Raw genomic sequence first — 18,035 nt, forward strand, 5'->3', positions numbered from 1 at the left:
ACGGTGACGGTGAACGCAAAGGTGATGCCCCAGGTGACGCCGCGCACGGTGGCTGTGGTGGCCCCCTACTACCCGCCCAAGGTCGGTGGCGTGGAGAACTACGCCGCGCAGGTCGCCCGCGCGATCGCGGACGCCCCCGACCTGCGCCCGGTCGTGATCACCACCGGTGCCACGCGCCTGCGCACCCGCGTCGCCACCGAGGACGGCGTGCTGGTGGTCCGGCTCGGTACCTGGCTGCGGCTGTCCAACACGCCGCTCAGTCCGCTCTGGCCGCTGCAACTGCGCCGCTGGCTCCGCCGTACCGGCGCCGAGGTGGTCAACGCGCACGCCCCGGTCCCCGGCCTGCCCGACCTGGCCGTGCTGCTCGCCGGCCGCCGGCCGACAGTGCTCACCTACCACGCCGGCTCCATGCACAAGGGCGAGCCCGGCAGCGGGCTGGCGGACCGGCTCATCGGGCTGTACGAGCGCCGGGTGCTGCCGCGCGTCTTTTCTCGGGCAGCCAGACTGGTCGCCGTCTCCCCGGTGTCACTCGCCAGCGGGCAACCGCACTGCGAGGAGATCAGTCCCGGTGTCGACCTGGCCCGCTTCACACCGGGCGGTCCCGCCTCCGCGCGCCCGCGCAGCGTCGTCTACCTGGGCCGGATGGACCGCTCCTCCGCCTGGAAGGGCGTGGACGTCCTGGTGCGGGCCTTCGCCGAGGTGGCCGCTGAACTCCCCGAGGCCCGGCTGCGACTGGTCGGTGGCGGGGACGCGGTGGCCGACCACGTGGAGCTCGCCAAGCGGCTCGGCGTGGCGGACCGCGTCGAGGCGACCGGCGAACTGACGGGTGATCGGCTCGCCGAGGCGTTGCGCGGCGCGGCAGTGCTGGTGCTCCCGTCGCGCAGCGAGGCAGAGTCCTTCGGCATGGTCCTGGTCGAGGCGATGGCCTGCGGTACCCCGGTGGTCGGCTCTGCGGTCGGAGGCATCCCCTGCGTCGTCACCGACGGCGAGAACGGGCTGCTGGTGCCCGCGGGAGACGTCGCCGCTCTGGCCACGGCCTGCCGCACCGTGCTCACGGACGGGGCCCTGGCCGACCGGCTGGCCGCGCGCGGGCTGGAGGTGGCCCGGAAGCGTTACTCGTGGCCGGTCCTGACGGACCGTTATGTCGAGCTGTTTCGCTCGTCATAGCGCCGAGTCGCTCACAGTGGGGCGGGGCCGCGCCGGGTCACTTGACCCAGGAGCGTCCGGTGAGGGACTCCTCGTAGGTGGTGATCGCGTTCTTCAGTGCGGCGAAGGACGGTTTGGCGGTGCCGTCGATCCGGCGCAGTCCGAAGAACGCGGCGGGGTCTGTCCGGTCGGTTCCCGTGTCCTGGTCCGCGAACCAGAACACGGCGGCGACATGGGGGTTGGCTGCGGCGGCGGGTACGGTGTCGGCTGCGATGGCGGCTTGGAAGGCCTCGGTGACGTGGGTGGTGTCCGGTGGGATGTGCACGCCGTCGGAGGCCGCGCCGGGACCGTTGGTGGGGGCGCCGGTCTCGGTCAGCCAGATCGGCAGGTCCGGGGTTCCGTACTCGGTCAGGACCGAGACCAGGCTGTCGCTCGTGCTGCTGATCTTCTCGAAAGCCGTGCCGAAGGTGGTCCGTGCGCTGGGCAGGTAGGGGTAGGTGTACGGGTGGTAGGCGACGGCATCCACCACCTTGGTGCCTCCCAGCCGGGCGACCGCGGCGAGGAACCGGTCCTGCGGAATCCGGGGGGCCTTGCTGTCGGCAGAGACTGCGGCGAGACCGCCCATCACCACCGTCGCCTGCCCGTCGGCGGACCGCACGGCTGCGGCGGTCAGCTTCAGCAGCCGGGTGTAGCCGACCGGGTCCGGCTTCGGCTTCCAGAAGAGGATGTTCTCCTCGTTCCAGATCTCCCAGGTGTGCACGCCCATGGCGGAGTACCGGGCGGCGGCCTTGTGGGCGAAGGCGGCGAAGGCCGCCGGGTCGGCCGGGGCGCAGGCCTGGTCGTTCCGGCAGGTGGAGGGCCGGGCCCACGGCGGGGTGTAGCCGACGACGGCGAGGATCTGCAGGCCGCGCTTCTGCGCGGCTTCGGCGACCCGGTCGAAGCGCTGCCACTGGTAGCGGTCGGGCGAGTCGGGCTGGATGTCCTCCCAGGACAGGTCCACCCGGACCCACTTGGCCCCCAGGGCCACCGCGTCGTCCAGCGCCGACGCCAGCGCCTGGTCGGAGAGGAACGGCAACGTGTCCCCGTACGCGACGCCGATCTTCAGTCCCGGCTGGGAGGCCGCGACGGTCGGTCTGGAGGCGGGCCAGTCCAAGGGCTTGGCCACGGAGGGCGACTGGGACAGGGCGATGGTGACCGTCACCGCGGCGGCCACCGCGAACGCGACCAGCGCGACCCACCAGTGCCGCCGGAGTTCGGGTTGTATGACCACGCCGACAGCTTAGAGGGCCCGTCAGCAGAGGCCGGCGGTGTCGGGTGCCGCTGACTCCCGCCTCCCTGCTCCCTGCCTTCGGAGAAGGCTCGAAGATCAACCTCATGGAGCCGCGTTGAGGGACTCCTCGTAGGTGGTGATCGCGTTCTTCAGTGCGGCGAAGGACGGTTTGGCGGTGCCGTCGATCCGGCGCAGTCCGAAGAACGCGGCGCGGTTCGTCCGGTCGGTTCCCGTGTCCTGGTCCGCGAACCAGAACACGGCGGCGACATGGGGGTTGGCCGCGGCGGCGGACACGGTGTCGGCGGCGATGGCGGCTTGGAAGGCCTCGGTGACGTGGGTGGTCTCCGGTGGGATGTGCACGCCGTCGGAGACCGCGCCGGGACCGTTGGTGGGGGCGCCGGTCTCGGTGATCCAGATGGGCAGCTTGGCGGACCCGTATGCGGCCAGGATGGACACCAGATTGACCGAGGTGCTGCTGATCTTCTCGAAAGCCGTGCCGAAGGTGGTCCGCGCGCTGGGCAGATAGGGGAACGTGTACGGGTGGTAGGCGATCCCGTCGACCAGGTGCGTCGCACCGAGCTTGGCCACCGCGGTGAGGTAGTCGCTCTGCGACACGTGGTTCTGCGAGGGGTTGGTGGGGACCGCGGCAAGACCGCCCATCAGCAGGGTCGCCTTCGGGTCCGCCGACCTCATGGCCTTGGTGGTCAGCTTCAGCAGCCGGGTGTAGCCGGCTGGGTCCGGCTTCGGTTGCCAGAACTGGATGTTCTCCTCGTTCCAGATCTCCCAGGTGTGCACGCCCATGGCGGAGTAGCGGGCGGCGGCCTTGTGGGCGAAGGCGGCGAAGGTGGCCGGGTCGGCCGGGGCGCAGGCCTGGCTGTGCGCGCAGCTGGAGGGCCGGGCCCAGGGCGGGGTGAAACTGATCACGGCGAGGATGTGCAGGCCGCGCTTCTGGGCGGCTTCGGCGACCCGGTCGAAGCGGTCCCACTGGTAGCGGTCGGGCGAGTCGGGCTGGATGTCCTCCCAGGACAGGTCCGCCCGGACCCACTTGGCTCCCAGGGTCACCGCGTCGTCCAGCGCCGACGCGAGCTTCTGGTCGGACATGAACGGCAACGTGTCCCCGTACGCGACACCGATGTCCAGCGCGCGTGACGTGGTTGCCTGGGGCGAGGCGGTCGAGCCGGCCTGGGCGGAGGGGCGTCCGTGGGGCGAACCGGACTGCGTGAACGCCGCGGAAGCGATCGCCGCGACACTCACGGTGAGTGCTATCAGCACAACCCACCAGTGCTGCTGCCGGTCCGGCCGGTCCGAAGGTGTGACCACGGCGGCCAGCTTAGACGGCGCTACGCGCCGCTTGGGCTGTCAGATCTTGGTCCGGTGGAAGTTCATGTAGGACCGGGACGGCGTCGGGCCGCGCTGGCCGAGGTAGCGGGAGCCGTACTTCTCGGACCCGTACGGGAACTCGGCCGGCGAGGTCAGCCGGAACATGCACAACTGGCCGATCTTCATGCCCGGGTAGAGCTTGATCGGCAGCGTGGCGACGTTCGACAGCTCCAACGTCACGTGGCCGCTGAAGCCGGGGTCGATGAACCCGGCGGTCGAGTGGGTCAGCAGTCCGAGCCGGCCGAGCGAGGACTTGCCCTCCAGCCGCGACGCGATGTCGTCCGGCAGCGTGACCACCTCGTAGGTGGACGCCAGGGCGAACTCACCGGGGTGCAGGATGAACGGGTCGTCCCCGTCCGGCTCGACCAGGCGGGTCAGGTCGGGCTGCTCGACCGCGGGGTCGATGTGCGGGTACCTGTGGTTCTCGAAGACCCGGAAGAACCGGTCGAGGCGCACGTCGATGCTTGACGGCTGGATCATCTCCTGGTCGTAGGGGTCGATGACCACGCGACCGGATTCGATCTCGTTCCGGATGTCCTTGTCTGAGAGCAGCACGCGTCGAGGTTACGTGCATGAACAGACCCCCGCCCAATCGGCGCGGGGGTCTGTGCTGCATTTCCGTATTTCCGTACGTCCGGCTCTGCGGTCAGGCCAGGAACTCCATGGCCTCGCGCCGCAGCGCCTTGCTGATCTGCTCCGTCGAGAGCGCCGCCAGATCTGCGGGAACGGCGCTCCGAAGCCGCGCACACTGCGGGCAGCGCATCAGCCTCCCTGGGCCGATCCGTCCGTCACGCAGATGCTGCATCGGGAAACTCGCGGTGCTGAACAGGTGCCCTTCGGCACAACGGACGACAGTGCGCTCCATTGCTTCCTCTCCCCAACGCCGTAGGCCAGCGGTGCCACATTAGGGGATCTTCCGGACATATCGCCCTCAGGCTCGCCGACTGGGCCTCCGGCCATCCGTGTGCGTCACAGTACGCCCGCGGTGCGCGGGGACACCACCGCTGCACGTGAGGCGTGGGATGGGGTAGAGTGAAGGTGGAGAGGCCGTCACTGACGGCTGATCAGGCGGGCGTAGTTTAATGGTAGAACATAAGCTTCCCAAGCTTAGAGCGCGAGTTCGATTCTCGTCGCCCGCTCAATAATTGAAGGGCCGCGGACCATCTGTCCGCGGCCCTTTCTCGTGCGTCGGGCCTTCAGGACTGGGTGTCGGCCTGGGTCATGGACGCGACCGCGGCGGAGACGGTGTCCTCGTACAGGCCGAGCTTCGGCGCCCGGACCGGAGTCCCGCCGGTGAGCGGGAAGTTGACGGTGTCGGCGTCGGGCATGTGGTTCCCGTCCGCCAGGACGTTGAGCTCGTTGACGCCCGGAGCGCCGCTGGTCGCACCGCTGGGGTCGAGGTCGATGACCGCGTACGCGGTCTCGCCGACGTGGACCGGGTAGGCGGGAGCGCCGCCGAGGCCGCTCGGGACCAGCGGCTTGACGGCGTGGCTCTGGTCGGCGGAGGCCGAGTTGTCCAGGTAGACCAGCGGGAAGTAGCTCAACCCGCAGGCGTGCGAGCCGTTGTTGCGCACCTCGATCACGCGTCGGCTCGCGGTGTTCCCGCCGATCACGTGCACCGAGAGCTGGGACGCGTCGCAGGGGTGGGTCCAGGCGTAGCTGTCGCTGTTGCTCCCGGAGCCGCTGCCGCCGGTGCTGCCGCCGCTCCCGCCGGTCGAGCTGGACGAACCTCCGGACGAGCCCGAGGTGCTACCGGTTGAGCTGGAGCCGCCGGTGCTGCCCCCGGTCGAGCCGGACGTGCCCGTCGGTGCGGCGATGGGCGCGGCGGTGGTTCCGGTGGACGCCTGGGACGTGCTGGTCCCGCTCGCCGCGGCGGTGCCGGACCCCTGGCAGGCGGTGAGGGCGAGCGCGCCGAGCGCCAGCACGGCGGCGGTGGAGAGGGAGCGCTTGAAGGACGGGCGGCGGACGGACGTCGAGGAGGTGCTGGTCATGGTGATCGGCCTCTGCTGTGATCGGGATCGACTGGACGGCATCACCGTCGCCCCCGTCCTGTCCCGAATGCCACAGTCTCGCCACAGCTGGGGACGCTGGAACGATTCCACCCCCTCTGACCTGCAATGATGAAGCCTCCTGGAACGCCGCTCCGGGACACGGGGGAGGGTGCGACGACCATGCACGTCAACGAATTCGCCGCGCAGCTGCGGGAGCTCAAGGACCGGTCCGGTCGGAGCTACGGCATGCTCGCCAAGCGACTGCACGTCAGCACGTCCACACTGCACCGCTACTGCAACGGCGCCGCCGTGCCCGCCGACTACGCCCCGGTCGAGCGGTTCGCCCGCGTCTGCGGCGCGACGCCGGAGGAGCTGGTCGAGCTGCACCGGCGCTGGCTCCTGGCGGACGCGGAACGCCGCCGCGAGCCCGCCCGCGCGGCGGGCCGGGAGCCGGCGGCGGTCGAGGACCAGGAGGCCGCGGAGCCAGAGGCGGTAGAGGCGGTGCCGTCTCCCGTGCCGGGGCCTGCGCTCGCGCCCGCGCCGGACGAACCGGTGGTGGCCGCTGCCTCCCCGGAGCTGCCGCTCCCGGGCCGCCCGCGTCGCCCAAGGCGGCTGCGGGGGACGCGGGCGCTGTGGGCGGCCTTGGCGGTGCTGGCCATCGCGGTGCCGGTGGGGTTGGTCACGGCGCAGCACGACAGTGACACCGCCGCGTCGGTCACCGCGCCGGGCGGGGGCGCTGCTTCGCACTCCGGCGCTGCGGTTCCTGCCACGCCCCGGGCATCCGGCTCGTCATCCCCCACGTCCCTCTCCTCCTCGTCGTCCTCGTCACCGTCCGACCTGCCGCCGTCCGGCTCGTCGTCGTCGCTGTCGCTCCCGGCGTCCCCGTCCGGACCGGCCGGGCCCATGGAGGACTCGACCACCGCGCCCTTCCAGGTCAGCGTCATGTCGGACAACTGGGACACCCAGTGCGACCAGTGGTTCCTGACGTCGCAGGCACCGTCGAACGTCCCCACCCCGCCGGCGATCGAGGGGACGGCCCGTTGGGCGTCCCGGCTCGGCGCCGTCCCGGCCGCGCATCTGCGGCTGCAGCTGACCGCGCAGGGCGACTCGGCGCAGTCCGTGGTCCTGCACGCCCTCTACGTCCATGTGGTCAGCAGTCGACCGGCGCCGAAGGGGAACGGCTACACCGCAGGGTCGGGCTGCGGGGGTGGCCTCACACCCGCGTCCTTCGCCGTCGACCTCGACTCGCCCGACCCGCACGCCCGTGCCGTCCCCGGCTACCAGGGGAACATCCCGACACCGGTCATGGACTTCCCGTTCCAGACCTCGGCGAGCGACCCGCAGGTCCTGGACGTCGACGCGCACACCGCCGACCAGGACGTCAGCTGGTACCTCGACCTGCTCTGGAGCTCCGGCGACCGCCAGGGCGTGCTGCGTGTCGACGACCACGGGCAGCCGTTCCGTACGGTCGGTCTCGCCGGGGATCCGACGTACTTCTACAACGGCAGCACCTGGGCGACCACCGCACCGCCGAGCTGACTGCACCGCCGAGCTGACAGGGCGTCGGTCCGCTCAGTCGAACCGGATGTGCCGCAGCCCGATCGCGCTTCGGCGCAGCAGCCCACGCACGGCGGAGTCGTGGTCGGGCGTGAGGGTCAGACCTGCCGACGCGGCGATGCGGTCGGCGACCTGGTGGACCGTCAGGTCGTCGGTCTCGATCCGCTCCGCCGGGACGACGAACTCCGTGCCGCGCAGGCGGTCCAGGCAGAGGTCGAGCTGCGCCACCGCGAAGCTCTCCCGGCGCAGCGGAGCGTCCTTGCCCGCGACGAACTGAACGACGTGGCCGAAGCCGCGCTCGCGCAGCCGGCGCAGCACCGTCTCCCGCCGCGCGAGCAGCGCGAAGTGCCGGACGTCGTGGCCGTGTTCGTCGCGCAGTCGGCCGAGGATCCCGGCGACGTAGGCCGGCTCGACGACCGTCATCGGGGCGATGACGACGCCGTCCTGCCTGCTCAGGGCCAGGTCGAGCACCTCGACGACGCCCTCGCGCCAGGCGGCCAGGTCCTGGAAGTTGCCGCGCAGCGCGGGCGGGGTCATCCGGCGCAGGCCGAAGCCGACGTGCTCCGGGTCGCAGACGACGCTGCCGGGCAGGCGGCGGGCCAGCTCGTACGCGGTCTGCGTCTTGCCGCCGCCGAAGGGCCCGTTGATCCACAGGAGCATGCGCCGAGCCTACGCGCGCGTGCGTCGGTGGACCTGGCTCGGCCGGACGGGCGACGCGCGGGATCGCAGGCGGTGCGGTGGGGCGGCCGGGCCCCGGCGGCGACGTAACCTGCGGGAACTTCGCCCCGGAGGCGGGCGCCTGAGGGTCGGTGAGGTGCCGGTGAGCAGGCTCGGACTGAGGGCGTGGCGGGCGGGGCGAGCCGTGGCCCTGCTGGGCACCGTGGTCGCGGTGCTGATCGGGACCGGGACCGGCGCCGGTAGCGGAGCCGGGGCGGCCACGGGCGGAGGGCCGGGCAGGAGCGTGTCCGCCGACATCGCCTCTGCCCGCTCCGCTGAGACCGCCCGCACCGCTCGGACCGCCCGCGCCGCCGACGCGCTCGCGTGGGGGGATCCGGCGGGCCTGGTGGACCCCTTCGTCGGGACGGGGAACGGCGGGCGGTGGGTCGGGCGGGTGGACACCTTCCCCGGGCCCAGCCTGCCCTTCGGGATGCTGCAGTGGAGCCCGGACACGACCTCGCGCCCGGACGGCGGCGGGTACGCCTACGCGGACAGCGCGCTCACCGGGTTCAGCCTCACCCACCTCTCCGGCCCCGGCTGCCGGGTCGCCGGGGACGTGCCGTTCCTGCCGCTGGCGGCCGGGGAAACCGGCAGGTCGGTGCCGTTCAGCCACGACGGCGAGGTGGCCCGGCCCGGCTACTACGCGGTGACCGCGGGCGGCGTCCGGACCGAGCTCAGCACCACGCTCCGCACCGGCGTCGCCGACTTCACCTTCCCGCCCGACGGCCCGGCGACCGGCACGCTGCTGGTCAGGGCCGAGCGCAGCCAGACGGCCACCACCGACACGAGCGTCAGCGTCCTTGGCGACCGCGAGATCGTCGGCCAGGTGAGCAGCGGGCGCTTCTGCTCCAGTCACAACCACTACACCCTCTACTTCGCCGCCCGCTTCGACCGGCCGTTCACCATCGCACAGGTGTGGGCCGCCGACGCGCACGGATCCGCGCCCGGCGCGACCCTGGGCTTCGACCTCGGACCCGACCACCGGCTCGGCGCCCAGGTCGCCGTCTCGTACGTCGACCCCGCCGGTGCCGAGGCCAACCTGGCCGCCGAGGGCCAGAGTTGGAACGTCGGCCAGGTCGCCGCCCGCGCCTACGACGTGTGGTCACGGCAGTTGGGATCGATCACCGTCGCGGGCGGCAGCCAGGAGCAGCGGGCGATCTTCTACACCGCGCTCTACCACTCGCTGCTGCACCCCAGCGTCTTCAGCGACGCCGACGGTCGCTACCGCGGCTTCGACGACCAGGTGCACCGGATCGTGCCCGGCCATCCGCACTACGCGGACTTCTCCGGCTGGGACATCTACCGCTGCCAGGTCCCGCTGGTGGCGCTGATCGCGCCGGGGAGCGCCGACGACATGGCCACCTCGCTGCTCGACGACGCCGACCAGAGCGGCGGCTGGCTCCCCAAGTGGCCGGTGGCCGCCGGGGACACCGACGTGATGAACGGCGATCCGGCGGACCCGATCCTGGCCGACGTCTATGCCTTCGGGGACCACGGCTTCGACGTCGCACGGGCGTTGCGGTTGGCGGTGCACGGCGCGGAGGACAGTCCCAGCGAGACCGATCCGCCCGCGCAGGGCTGGTACGTCGAACGCCCGTGGCTGGCCGAGTACCTGAGCCACGGCTACGTGCCCAACGCCCATCACGACTCCACCGCCCATGTGAACAACGGCGCTTCGGAGACGCTGGAGTACGGCGTGGCCGACTTCGCCGTCTCCCGGCTGGCGGCGGCGCTGGGGCAGGACGACGTGGCGAGCCGGTTCCGGGCGCGGTCGCACGGGTGGCAGCACCTCTTCGACCCGGCCACCGGCTATCTCCGACCGCGCGAGGCGGACGGGACGTTCCCGCCCGGACCGCCGGGGGCGGTGCGGGACGGCAGCGACCAGGACGGCTTCCAGGAGGGCAACGCGGCGCAGTACACGTGGATGGTGCCGCAGGACCTGCCTGCGCTGGTCTCCACGCTCGGCGGCCCGGACGCGGTCAACCCGCGGCTGGACCGCTTCTTCACCGAGCTCAACGCCGGACCGGGCGCACCGTACGACTGGCAGGGCAACGAGCCGTCCTTCGACGTCCCGTGGCTCTACGACAGCACCGGCCGCCCGGACAGGACCGAGGCCGTGGTCCGGTCCATCGTCGACCAGCTCTACGGGCTGAGCCCGGGCGGGGAACCGGGCAACGACGACCTCGGCGCGATGAGCTCCTGGTACGTGTGGGCCGCGCTGGGGCTCTACCCGGAGACCCCGGGCACGCCCGTCCTGGCGCTGGGCAGTCCGCTCTTCCCCTACGCGGCCGTGCACCGGCCGTCGGGCCACGACCTCACCATCACCGCGGCCGGGACCGGGCCTTACGTCCGGGCGCTGCTCCGCGACGGCGTTCCGTCCTCCGCGACCTGGGTCGACGGGACGGACGGGACCGCCTCCCGGCTCGCCTTCTACCTGTCCCCGACGCCGACGACCTGGGGGACCGCCTCGTCGGACGCGCCACCGGCGTTCCCCTGAGCCGGTGTTGGGGCCGCGACTACCCTGGTTCGGGTGCGACTCGACGGAGTGGGGAAGCGGTACGGGCTGCGCGGGCCCTGGGTGGTCCGTGACGTCGGCGTGGAGCTGCCCGAAGGGGCCCTGATCCGGGCCGTCGGCGGCAACGGCAGCGGGAAGTCGACCCTGCTGCGGATCGTCGTGGGCGCCGCCCGGCCCACCCGGGGACGCGTGGTCGACGCGCCCGAGCGCCGCGCCTACGTGCCGGAACGGTTCGCCGCGGAGCTGCCCTTCACCGCGCGCGGCTACCTGGAGCACCTGGGACGCCTGCACGGCCTGCGCGGCCCCGAACCGGCCCGTCGGGCCTCGCAGTTGCTGGAGCGCCTCGGCGCGGGAGGTTTCGCCGACCGGCCGGTGGAGGAGCTGTCGAAGGGCAGCTGCCAGAAGGTCGCGGTCGCGCAGGCGTTCCTCGGCGACCCCGGACTGCTGGTGCTGGACGAGGCATGGACGGGCCTGGACCAGGCCGCGCGGGCCACCTTGGACACGTTGGTCGAGGAGCGGTCGGCCGCCGGGACCACGGTGGTCTTCGTCGACCACGACCCGGTCCGGCTGGCCGGACGGGCGGACGCCCACTGGACCTTCACCGACGGCCGGGTGGTGGACGAGCGCCTCGGCCGGACGCGTCGGCGGCAGGTCCGGATCACCGTGCGCGGCCGGGCGGCGGGCGCGAAGGGCCTGACCGAGCTCCCCGGCGTCCAGGAGGCGCGGGAACGCGAGGCCGGGCACGAGGGCGGAGGCGGCGCAGGCGGCGGAGCCGGTGGAGACGTCGTGGTGACGGTCGATCAGGACGCGTCCGACGACGTGCTGCGGTCGCTGCTCGGCGAGCCCAGCGTCCATGTCGAGGAGGTGCGGCCGGTATGAGCGCGGTGCTGGTGAGCGGCGTGCTGCCGCTGCTGCGGTACCAACTCTCCTTCCTGCTCCGCTCGCAGCGCTGGCTGCCGCCGGTGCTGCTCTACGCGTTCCTGCTGGTCACCGGGTGGTTCGGCGGGCAGCAGTACGGCGACTCGCTCGGCTGGTGCGCGGGCATGCTGGTGCCGACCTGCGGCTGGCTGACCCGCACGACGCTCGCCGTGGAGCCCGGCTCCGCACGCGCCGTGGCGGCAGCCGCCACCGCAGGGGGCGTGCGAAGGGTGCGGGCGACGGCCCTCGCGGTCGCGCTCGGAAGCGGGCTGGTGCTGGGCGCGCTGGGCGGGCTCTTCGAGGTGGTGACCAGTTCCGCGCCGACGGGACCGCACGCGCCGTTGGCGTCGATCGTCGCGGACGGACTGGTCGCGGTGCTGGTGGGCGTACTGGCGGGGACGGCCGTCGGCGCGCTGCCCGTCCCGGGCCGGGCAGCGGGCACGCTGACGCTGACCGCGACCTCGCTGCTGCTCCTGGTCCTCCCCGTCTCACCGGTCAACGCGGCGATCCGACAGACCTTCACCTCCGACAGCGCCTACGCAGCGGCCTCGCTTCCGTGGCTCCCGTTGCTCGGGTCACTCGTCCTGCTCGCTCTCTGCTCCTTGCTCGCCGTGCGCGAGGAGTAGTCCACGGAAACTGCCACGGGAAATGCGACACCACGGCAACGGGAAGATCAACGTCAACTCACAGCCCAAAGGCTCACTCTCTGGGGTGTGCATCGATGGAGGGACCGCGTCGCGTTTGTGGTGGTATTCGCCGGTCTGACGGGTAGACAGAAAAACGTCCTCCGGATATCGACGGAAACGCCGACTCTGTCCTGTGATCGCCACCCCGATCAGGGGTGCTGCACCTCCGGTTGGGGGTAGCGAAACCTGTGCGTCATACGCGAGCATCATCGACACCTGTTGCGGTCCTGGCGATGCCGCGTCGCGCGGGACCCGGGGGTCGGGGGGACAGCTCAGCCATGCCCAGCCGCACCCTTTCTGCGGGTTCTCCGCGTGTGCGCGCCGACAGACGACCGCACGGCCGAAGTCTTCCGTCCGTCAGTCCGTGCGCGCCCGCGCATGCATGAGCATGAGGAGAACCATGGGTCGCTCCCTCGCCCGTTCCCGCTCCGTCAAGGCTGCGGCCACGGTGACCGCAGGCGCCGCAGCGCTGCTGGCCTTCTCGGCCGGCGCCCCGGCGACCGCCACCGCCTCCGCGCTGCCCGCGCCCGTGCCCGCGATCACCGGCCACGTCATGGCCTCGGGCATGCACTCGGTGCTGCCGACCAGCCAGTGCCTCACCCAGATGAAGATCCGCTGCTACACCCCGCTCCAGTACCAGAAGGCGTACAACCTGGCCCCGCTCTACAAGAGCGGCGTCACCGGCAAGGGCCGCACGATCGTGATCGTCGACTCCTTCGGATCGCCGACCATCCAGAGCGACCTGAACACCTTCGACAAGCAGTTCGGCCTGCCGGACACCCACGTCAACGTGGTCAGGTGGGGCAACGTCCCGAAGTTCAACAACACCGACCCGACGCAGCTCAGCTGGGCCGGTGAGACCACCCTCGACGTCGAGTACGCGCACTCCATCGCGCCCGGCGCCCGGATCGTCCTGATCGAGACCGGCGTCGCCGAGACCGAGGGCACCACCGGCTTCCCGCAGATGGTCGCCGCCGAGAAGTACGCGGTCGACCACAACTGGGGCGACGTCATCTCCCAGAGCTTCGGCGCGACCGAGCAGACCTTCCCTGGCTACGGCAAGGGCGACACCGCGTCGGTGCAGCAGCTGCGCTACGCCTACGCCGACGCGTACTGGAAGCGCGTCACCGTGCTCGCCGCCGCCGGTGACAACGGCGCGACCGACTCCGAGGCGACCGGCACCGCCACCTACCCGTACAAGGTGGACTCCTGGCCGTCCACCGACCCGCTGGTCACCTCGATCGGTGGCACCCAGCTGACCCTGAACAACCAGGGCGTCCGCACCGCTCCCGACCAGGTCTGGAACGACGGTTACGGCGCGGGCGGCGGCGGTATCTCCGGCATCTTCGCCCGCCCCGGCTACCAGCAGGGCGTCGCGAACGTCACCGGCGCCCACCGCGGCACCCCGGACATCTCGATGACCGCCGCGGTCAACGGCGCCGCCTGGGTCTACTCCACCTTCGACTCCAACCCGAAGAACAACGGCTGGGGCCTGGTGGGCGGCACCAGCGAGGCCACCCCGATCTTCTCCGGCATAGTCGCGCTCGCCGACCAGAAGGCGGGCCACCGCATCGGCTTCCTCAACAACAAGCTGTACGCCCTGGCCGAGCACGACGCGACCGCCCACGGCATCGTCGACGTGACCAAGGGAAACAACTCGTTCGGGGGCGTCACCGGCTACAACGCCACCAAGGGCTACGACCTGGCCTCCGGCTGGGGCACCATCAACGGCACGCTCTTCGTGGATGCGCTCGCCGGTCGGTGAAACACACCGTGCAGCACGGATATTGATGCACAGTCAGAAATGAACAGTCAGAGATGTCCGCTGCACCGCTGAACTGACGGGGCGCGAGGGTGAGACGGTACCCCTCGCGCCCTGTCGCTTTTCCTCGGCCTTTCCTCGGGCCTGCCTCGGGCTTGCCCGGCTTTCCTTGGGCGACTGCGGCCCGGTCGGATCAGCCCAGCTGGTCGCCGAAGCCGGTCCGCCAGGACGCGTGCGCCGGACGCCAGCCACGGCTGCGGGCGAGGGCGTTGGACGCCCCGCGCTCCCACGTCGCGGGCTCCGAGCCCGAGGCCTGCGGCGTCGCGTCCACACCGAGGGCGGACGCCAGCACCGGAAGCCACTGGGCCGCAGCCGCCGGCTCGTCGTCGACGATGTTGACCGGCCCGGCGGGCCAGTCCAGGGCCGCGATCACCGCCCTGGCAGCGTCGTCCACGTGGACGAAGGAGCTCACGCCCGCGCTCGTTGTCAGCGTTCCGAGGAAGGGCCCGGCCTGGTCACCCGCCAGTGCCGCGGCGATCGGGCCGCCCGGCGCGTACCAGGTGCCGGGGCCGTAGAAGAGGCCGTTGCGCAGCACGACCGAGTCCTGGAGCTCGGCCGCGATCCGCTCCAGCTCGGCGACCGCGCCGACCATGCCGCCGCGCGGCAGCGGCGCGTCCAGGTCCAGCGGCACGCTCTCGTCCGCCGAGCCCTCCCCGCCCGCGTAGGCCCAGCAGATCGACTGGGCGACGATCCGGGTGACCCCGGCGGCCTTCGCCGCGTCCACCAGATTGCGGGTCCCCTCCCGGCGCAGCCGGCTGTTGGCCGCGCCGTCGGCACCGGAGAGGTCGGTCAGCTGGTGCAGCACCGCGTCCGGCGCGGCGTCGACCACGGCGTCCCGCAGCGCCCCGGCGTCCATGACGTCCACCCGCACCGCCCGCACGGCGTCCCCGCCGACCGCCCGCAGCCGGGCGACGCCCTCCTCGCTGCGCGAGGCGCCCACCACCTGGTGTCCGGCGTCCACCAGCAGCGGCACCAGCCGCCGTCCCAGCGCCCCGGTCGCCCCCGCAAGAAACACACGCACCGTCTTGCCCCCCGATCATCCGCCGACGAATATCGATCATGCCGAGCCTAGGGCCCGCCTGGTCTGCCGTGCCTCCGGGCGGGGGAGACGCCGGGCACGCAGACTGGTCGGACGCGGTGCGTGCGAACGGACGAAGGGAGAGACCTCGGGATGGGAGCGATCGTCGACTGGCTGGGCGGCCTGTCCGGCCCGCTGGTCTACGCGGTGGTCGGCGCCCTGGTCTTCTGCGAGGACGCGCTCTTCGTCGGCTTCGTCCTGCCCGGCGAGACGGCGGTGGTGCTGGCGGGCGTGCTGGCGAACCAGGGCCACGTCTCCGTCTGGGGCGTGATGGCCGTGGTGGTCTTCGCGGCGATCCTCGGTGACAGCGTCGGGTACCTGATCGGCGACCACTTCGGCGACCGGATTCTCGACGTCCGGCCGCTGCGCAGGCACCAGGAGAACCTCGGCAAGGCCAAGGACATGATCCGGGAGCGCGGCGCCGCCGCCGTCTTCTTCGGACGGTTCATCGCCTTCTTCCGTGCCGTGATGCCCGCCCTGGCCGGGATCTCGCACATGCGCTACCGCACGTTCCTGCTGTTCAACGCGTTGGGCGGGCTGGTCTGGGGGGTCGGCTACACGCTGCTCGGCTACTTCGCCGGGCAGGCGTACAAGCGGGTCGAGGCGCAGGCGGGCAAGTGGGTGGCGATCGCGATCGCGGTGATCGTGGTGGCCGTGATCGGGGTCTTCGCCTGGCGCCGCCACCGCCGCGAGCGCGAGACCGAGCGCGAGAGCGAGAGCGAGGGCGAGGGCGAGGGCGAAGGCCCCCAGCGCGAAGGCGAAAGCGAAAGCGAAGGCGAAGCCCGAGACCACGCCGGCCGCGAGGGCGACGCGGGCGACGGCCCCGAGCGCGACGGCCGCGAGCACGACGGCTGAGGCAGCCGCGCGACTATGGTGGATAGCTGAGGGGGGACGCCCTCCGGAGGTCCGCATGGCCACTCGGCACCACTACCACCTCGACATCGACGGCCACTCCGTCTCGCTCGACCTGCGCACCGGCTACACCTGGCGCACCGAGGACATCCTCCTCCTGGTCGACGGCAAGGAGCTCGGCTACCGCCACGAGCGCCACCCGGCCACCACGGTCCTGGAGGCCGAGCTCTCGGGCGAACCGCCGACGCCGATCAGCGTCCGGATCGACCACCCGCACCACGGCGGCCACCGTCCGCACACGCCCATCTGCACCCTGCTGATCGAGGGCCGCCGGCTGCCGATGCCGGAGAGCGTGCCTGCCTGATCCGGGGACCGCCCGCCAGCCCCGGTCAGGGGCGTCAACAACCCGTCAAGAACACCTGTCCGAGCGTCAAAAGCGCGTCAGGACAGCCGCTTCCGTGCGCCGCCCCGCAGGAGAGTGAGGCCCGAGGTCGAGAGGCCGAATCGGGAAGAAGGCTCAGGCGGGGATGACTACGGTCGGGGAACGGGCTCCGGAGGCCGCATCCAGCGGCGCGACAAGCGCCGGGGGGACGGGGGGATCGGGGGAACCAGGGGGATCGCCGGGACCGGGGGGACCCGCGACGCCCGGAGCGGCCGGCCGAGCCGCCCGGCTGTCCCGACGCGGGCGCGGCGGTCAGGGCGGAGGTGGCAGGCAGCTGACGGTCCCGGCGCGTCTGCGCTGGGCCGCCGCAGGCTGCGCGACGCTGGCCGTCCTGCTCGGCGCGGTGCTGCTCGGGTCGGTCTCCGGCGCGGCGAGCACCTGGAGCGACATCACCGGCCACGAGGCGCCGCAGGTCACCGACGCGGGCGGGCTCTACCAGGCGCTGACCGACATGGACGCCCAGGCGGCCAACCAGCTGGCGTTCGGCAACGACCCGCAGCTGTCAAAGAACCTGGTCACCGCCCGAACCGGGTACGCCCAGGACCGGGTCACCGCCGACCACGACCTCCAGGCCGCCACCCTCGACGCGGCGGGCAACGCCGCCGCGCAGAAGGCGCTCAGCCAGGTCCTCGACAACATGGGCAACTACCAGGACCTGGCAGCCCGCGCGCTGGCCCTCAACGCCCACGCCGACGCCCCGGCCGGCCACCCGGACCCGGCGGCGCTCACCGAGTACCGCCAGGCCACCGACCTGATGCGGACTCAGCTGATGCCTGCGGCGGAGCAGCTGATCCAGGCCAACGACAGCGGGTTCGAGCAGAGTTACCGCTCCGAGAGCTCCGCGCTCGGCACGGCCGGACTGTGGCTGGTGCTGCTCGGCGGAGCGCTGCTGGTGGCCATGCTGGCCACCCAGATCTGGCTGACCCGCAGCTTCCGCCGGGTCGTCAACGTGGCCATGGCGGCGGCGACGGTCCTGACCGCGGTGCTGCTGGGCCTGGCCGGTTCGCTCTTCTCGACCGAGCGGAACGACCTGACCACCGCCCGGATCTCCGCGTACGACTCGGTCGTCGCCCTCACCCACGCCCGCGCGGTCATCTACGACGCGAACGCCGACGAGAGCCGCTACCTGCTGGACCAGGGCCGGGCCGCCCAGTACCAGCAGGCCTTCCAGCAGGACTCGGACGACATAGCCGATGTCGGCAACGCCGGGATCTTCCAGTACGACGGGGCGCTGGCGTCCGCGATCAGCGCGTACCAGCAGAACAACGCGAACGTCGGGTTCACCGGGTACTTCGGCGACGAGTTCCGCAACATCACCTTCCCCGGCGAGCGGGCGGCGGCGGAGAAGACGCTGCTCGCGTACCAGGCGTACGAACGTGACGACCGCAAGATCCGCGCTCTGGTCCAGTCCGGCCACCTGGAACAGGCCATCGCCTACGGCACGAGCCTGGCCCCCGGCGGCTCCAACGCGGACTTCAACGCGCAGGACGCCGCGCTGCAGGCGTTGATCGGGATCAACGAGAACGCGTACGAGTCCGCCGCGGCGACGGGCGCGAACAGCGCGGGCGGGGACGAGTGGGTGCTGGTCGGGGGGATGGCGGTGGTGGTACTCCTGCTCGGCGCAGGCGCTTGGCCCCGCCTGAAGGAATTCCGCTGAGGTG

General features: G+C 72.1%; 16 protein-coding genes and 1 tRNA gene. 10 read left to right on the plus strand and 7 right to left on the minus strand.

Annotated features, from left to right (window positions below; genetic code table 11):
- The first annotated feature begins 3 nt into the window (after window positions 1-3).
- Window positions 4-1,167 (plus strand): glycosyltransferase family 4 protein, encoded by a 1,164-nt coding sequence (locus I2501_RS09580; protein WP_196193431.1) that lies wholly within the window; start codon window positions 4-6, stop codon window positions 1,165-1,167.
- A gap of 37 nt (window positions 1,168-1,204) precedes the next feature.
- Here the strand turns inward: I2501_RS09580 and I2501_RS09585 are convergent, their stop codons facing one another.
- The 4 genes from I2501_RS09585 to I2501_RS09600 all read right to left on the minus strand — a co-directional run bounded on the left by I2501_RS09585 (window position 1,205) and on the right by I2501_RS09600 (window position 4,661).
- Window positions 1,205-2,416: a cellulase family glycosylhydrolase gene (locus tag I2501_RS09585; protein ID WP_196193432.1), complete on the minus strand. Its 1,212-nt coding sequence runs from the start codon at window positions 2,414-2,416 to the stop codon at window positions 1,205-1,207.
- A 102-nt stretch (window positions 2,417-2,518) separates the two neighbouring features.
- Entirely contained in the window at window positions 2,519-3,736 is a 1,218-nt protein-coding gene (locus tag I2501_RS09590) for a cellulase family glycosylhydrolase (protein WP_196193433.1), read from the minus strand.
- Between the two features lie 39 nt (window positions 3,737-3,775).
- Entirely contained in the window at window positions 3,776-4,351 is a 576-nt protein-coding gene (gene dcd / locus I2501_RS09595) for a dCTP deaminase (RefSeq protein ID WP_196193434.1), read from the minus strand.
- A gap of 91 nt (window positions 4,352-4,442) precedes the next feature.
- Complete coding sequence (locus I2501_RS09600) at window positions 4,443-4,661, minus strand: hypothetical protein (RefSeq protein WP_196193435.1); 219 nt, start codon at window positions 4,659-4,661, stop codon at window positions 4,443-4,445.
- A 203-nt stretch (window positions 4,662-4,864) separates the two neighbouring features.
- Here I2501_RS09600 and I2501_RS09605 point away from each other — a divergent pair.
- Window positions 4,865-4,935 (plus strand) — tRNA-Gly (locus tag I2501_RS09605).
- Between the two features lie 57 nt (window positions 4,936-4,992).
- Here the strand turns inward: I2501_RS09605 and I2501_RS09610 are convergent.
- The gene (locus tag I2501_RS09610) at window positions 4,993-5,787 is read right to left on the minus strand and encodes a DUF4232 domain-containing protein (RefSeq protein ID WP_196193436.1); all 795 of its coding nucleotides are present in this window, start codon (window positions 5,785-5,787) and stop codon (window positions 4,993-4,995) included.
- A gap of 180 nt (window positions 5,788-5,967) precedes the next feature.
- On the opposite strand from I2501_RS09610, the gene I2501_RS09615 reads away from it, so the two are divergent.
- Window positions 5,968-7,326, plus strand: coding sequence for a helix-turn-helix domain-containing protein (locus I2501_RS09615; protein WP_196193437.1), 1,359 nt, complete (start codon window positions 5,968-5,970; stop codon window positions 7,324-7,326).
- Window positions 7,327-7,359: 33 nt separating this feature from the next.
- Here I2501_RS09615 and I2501_RS09620 read toward each other — a convergent pair whose 3' ends face one another.
- Entirely contained in the window at window positions 7,360-8,004 is a 645-nt protein-coding gene (locus tag I2501_RS09620; protein ID WP_196193438.1) for an AAA family ATPase, read from the minus strand.
- 160 nt (window positions 8,005-8,164) lie between these two features.
- Between I2501_RS09620 and I2501_RS09625 the strand changes: the two genes are divergently transcribed.
- The 4 genes from I2501_RS09625 (at window position 8,165) to I2501_RS09640 (ending at window position 13,945) form a co-directional block, all read left to right on the plus strand.
- On the plus strand, window positions 8,165-10,558 hold the full coding sequence (locus I2501_RS09625) for a GH92 family glycosyl hydrolase (protein ID WP_196193439.1): 2,394 nt from the start codon (window positions 8,165-8,167) through the stop codon (window positions 10,556-10,558).
- A gap of 33 nt (window positions 10,559-10,591) precedes the next feature.
- Window positions 10,592-11,455, plus strand: coding sequence for an ABC transporter ATP-binding protein (locus I2501_RS09630; protein WP_196193440.1), 864 nt, complete (start codon window positions 10,592-10,594; stop codon window positions 11,453-11,455).
- The gene (locus I2501_RS09635; RefSeq protein ID WP_196193441.1) at window positions 11,452-12,120 is read left to right on the plus strand and encodes an ABC transporter; all 669 of its coding nucleotides are present in this window, start codon (window positions 11,452-11,454) and stop codon (window positions 12,118-12,120) included. Before I2501_RS09630 ends, I2501_RS09635 begins: the two co-directional genes overlap by 4 nt.
- Window positions 12,121-12,580: 460 nt before the next feature.
- Window positions 12,581-13,945 carry a S53 family peptidase gene (locus I2501_RS09640; protein ID WP_196193442.1) on the plus strand — a complete coding sequence of 455 codons (1,365 nt, stop codon included), beginning with the start codon at window positions 12,581-12,583 and terminating at the stop codon, window positions 13,943-13,945.
- 190 nt (window positions 13,946-14,135) lie between these two features.
- On the opposite strand, the gene I2501_RS09645 is transcribed toward I2501_RS09640, so the two are convergent.
- Window positions 14,136-15,023, minus strand: a complete 888-nt coding sequence (locus I2501_RS09645) for an NAD-dependent epimerase/dehydratase family protein (protein ID WP_196193443.1) — start codon at window positions 15,021-15,023, stop codon at window positions 14,136-14,138.
- A 150-nt stretch (window positions 15,024-15,173) separates the two neighbouring features.
- Between I2501_RS09645 and I2501_RS09650 the strand changes: the two genes are divergently transcribed.
- The 3 genes from I2501_RS09650 to I2501_RS09660 all read left to right on the plus strand — a co-directional run bounded on the left by I2501_RS09650 (window position 15,174) and on the right by I2501_RS09660 (window position 18,031).
- Window positions 15,174-15,935 (plus strand): DedA family protein, encoded by a 762-nt coding sequence (locus I2501_RS09650; protein ID WP_196193444.1) that lies wholly within the window; start codon window positions 15,174-15,176, stop codon window positions 15,933-15,935.
- Between the two features lie 55 nt (window positions 15,936-15,990).
- On the plus strand, window positions 15,991-16,296 hold the full coding sequence (locus I2501_RS09655; protein WP_196193445.1) for a hypothetical protein: 306 nt from the start codon (window positions 15,991-15,993) through the stop codon (window positions 16,294-16,296).
- Window positions 16,297-16,459: 163 nt separating this feature from the next.
- Window positions 16,460-18,031 (plus strand): hypothetical protein, encoded by a 1,572-nt coding sequence (locus tag I2501_RS09660; RefSeq protein WP_196193446.1) that lies wholly within the window; start codon window positions 16,460-16,462, stop codon window positions 18,029-18,031.
- Window positions 18,032-18,035: the final 4 nt, after the last annotated feature.

Origin of the sequence: Streptacidiphilus fuscans (assembly GCF_015690355.1) — a bacterium.
Classification (GTDB): Bacteria; Actinomycetota; Actinomycetes; order Streptomycetales; family Streptomycetaceae; genus Streptacidiphilus; species Streptacidiphilus fuscans.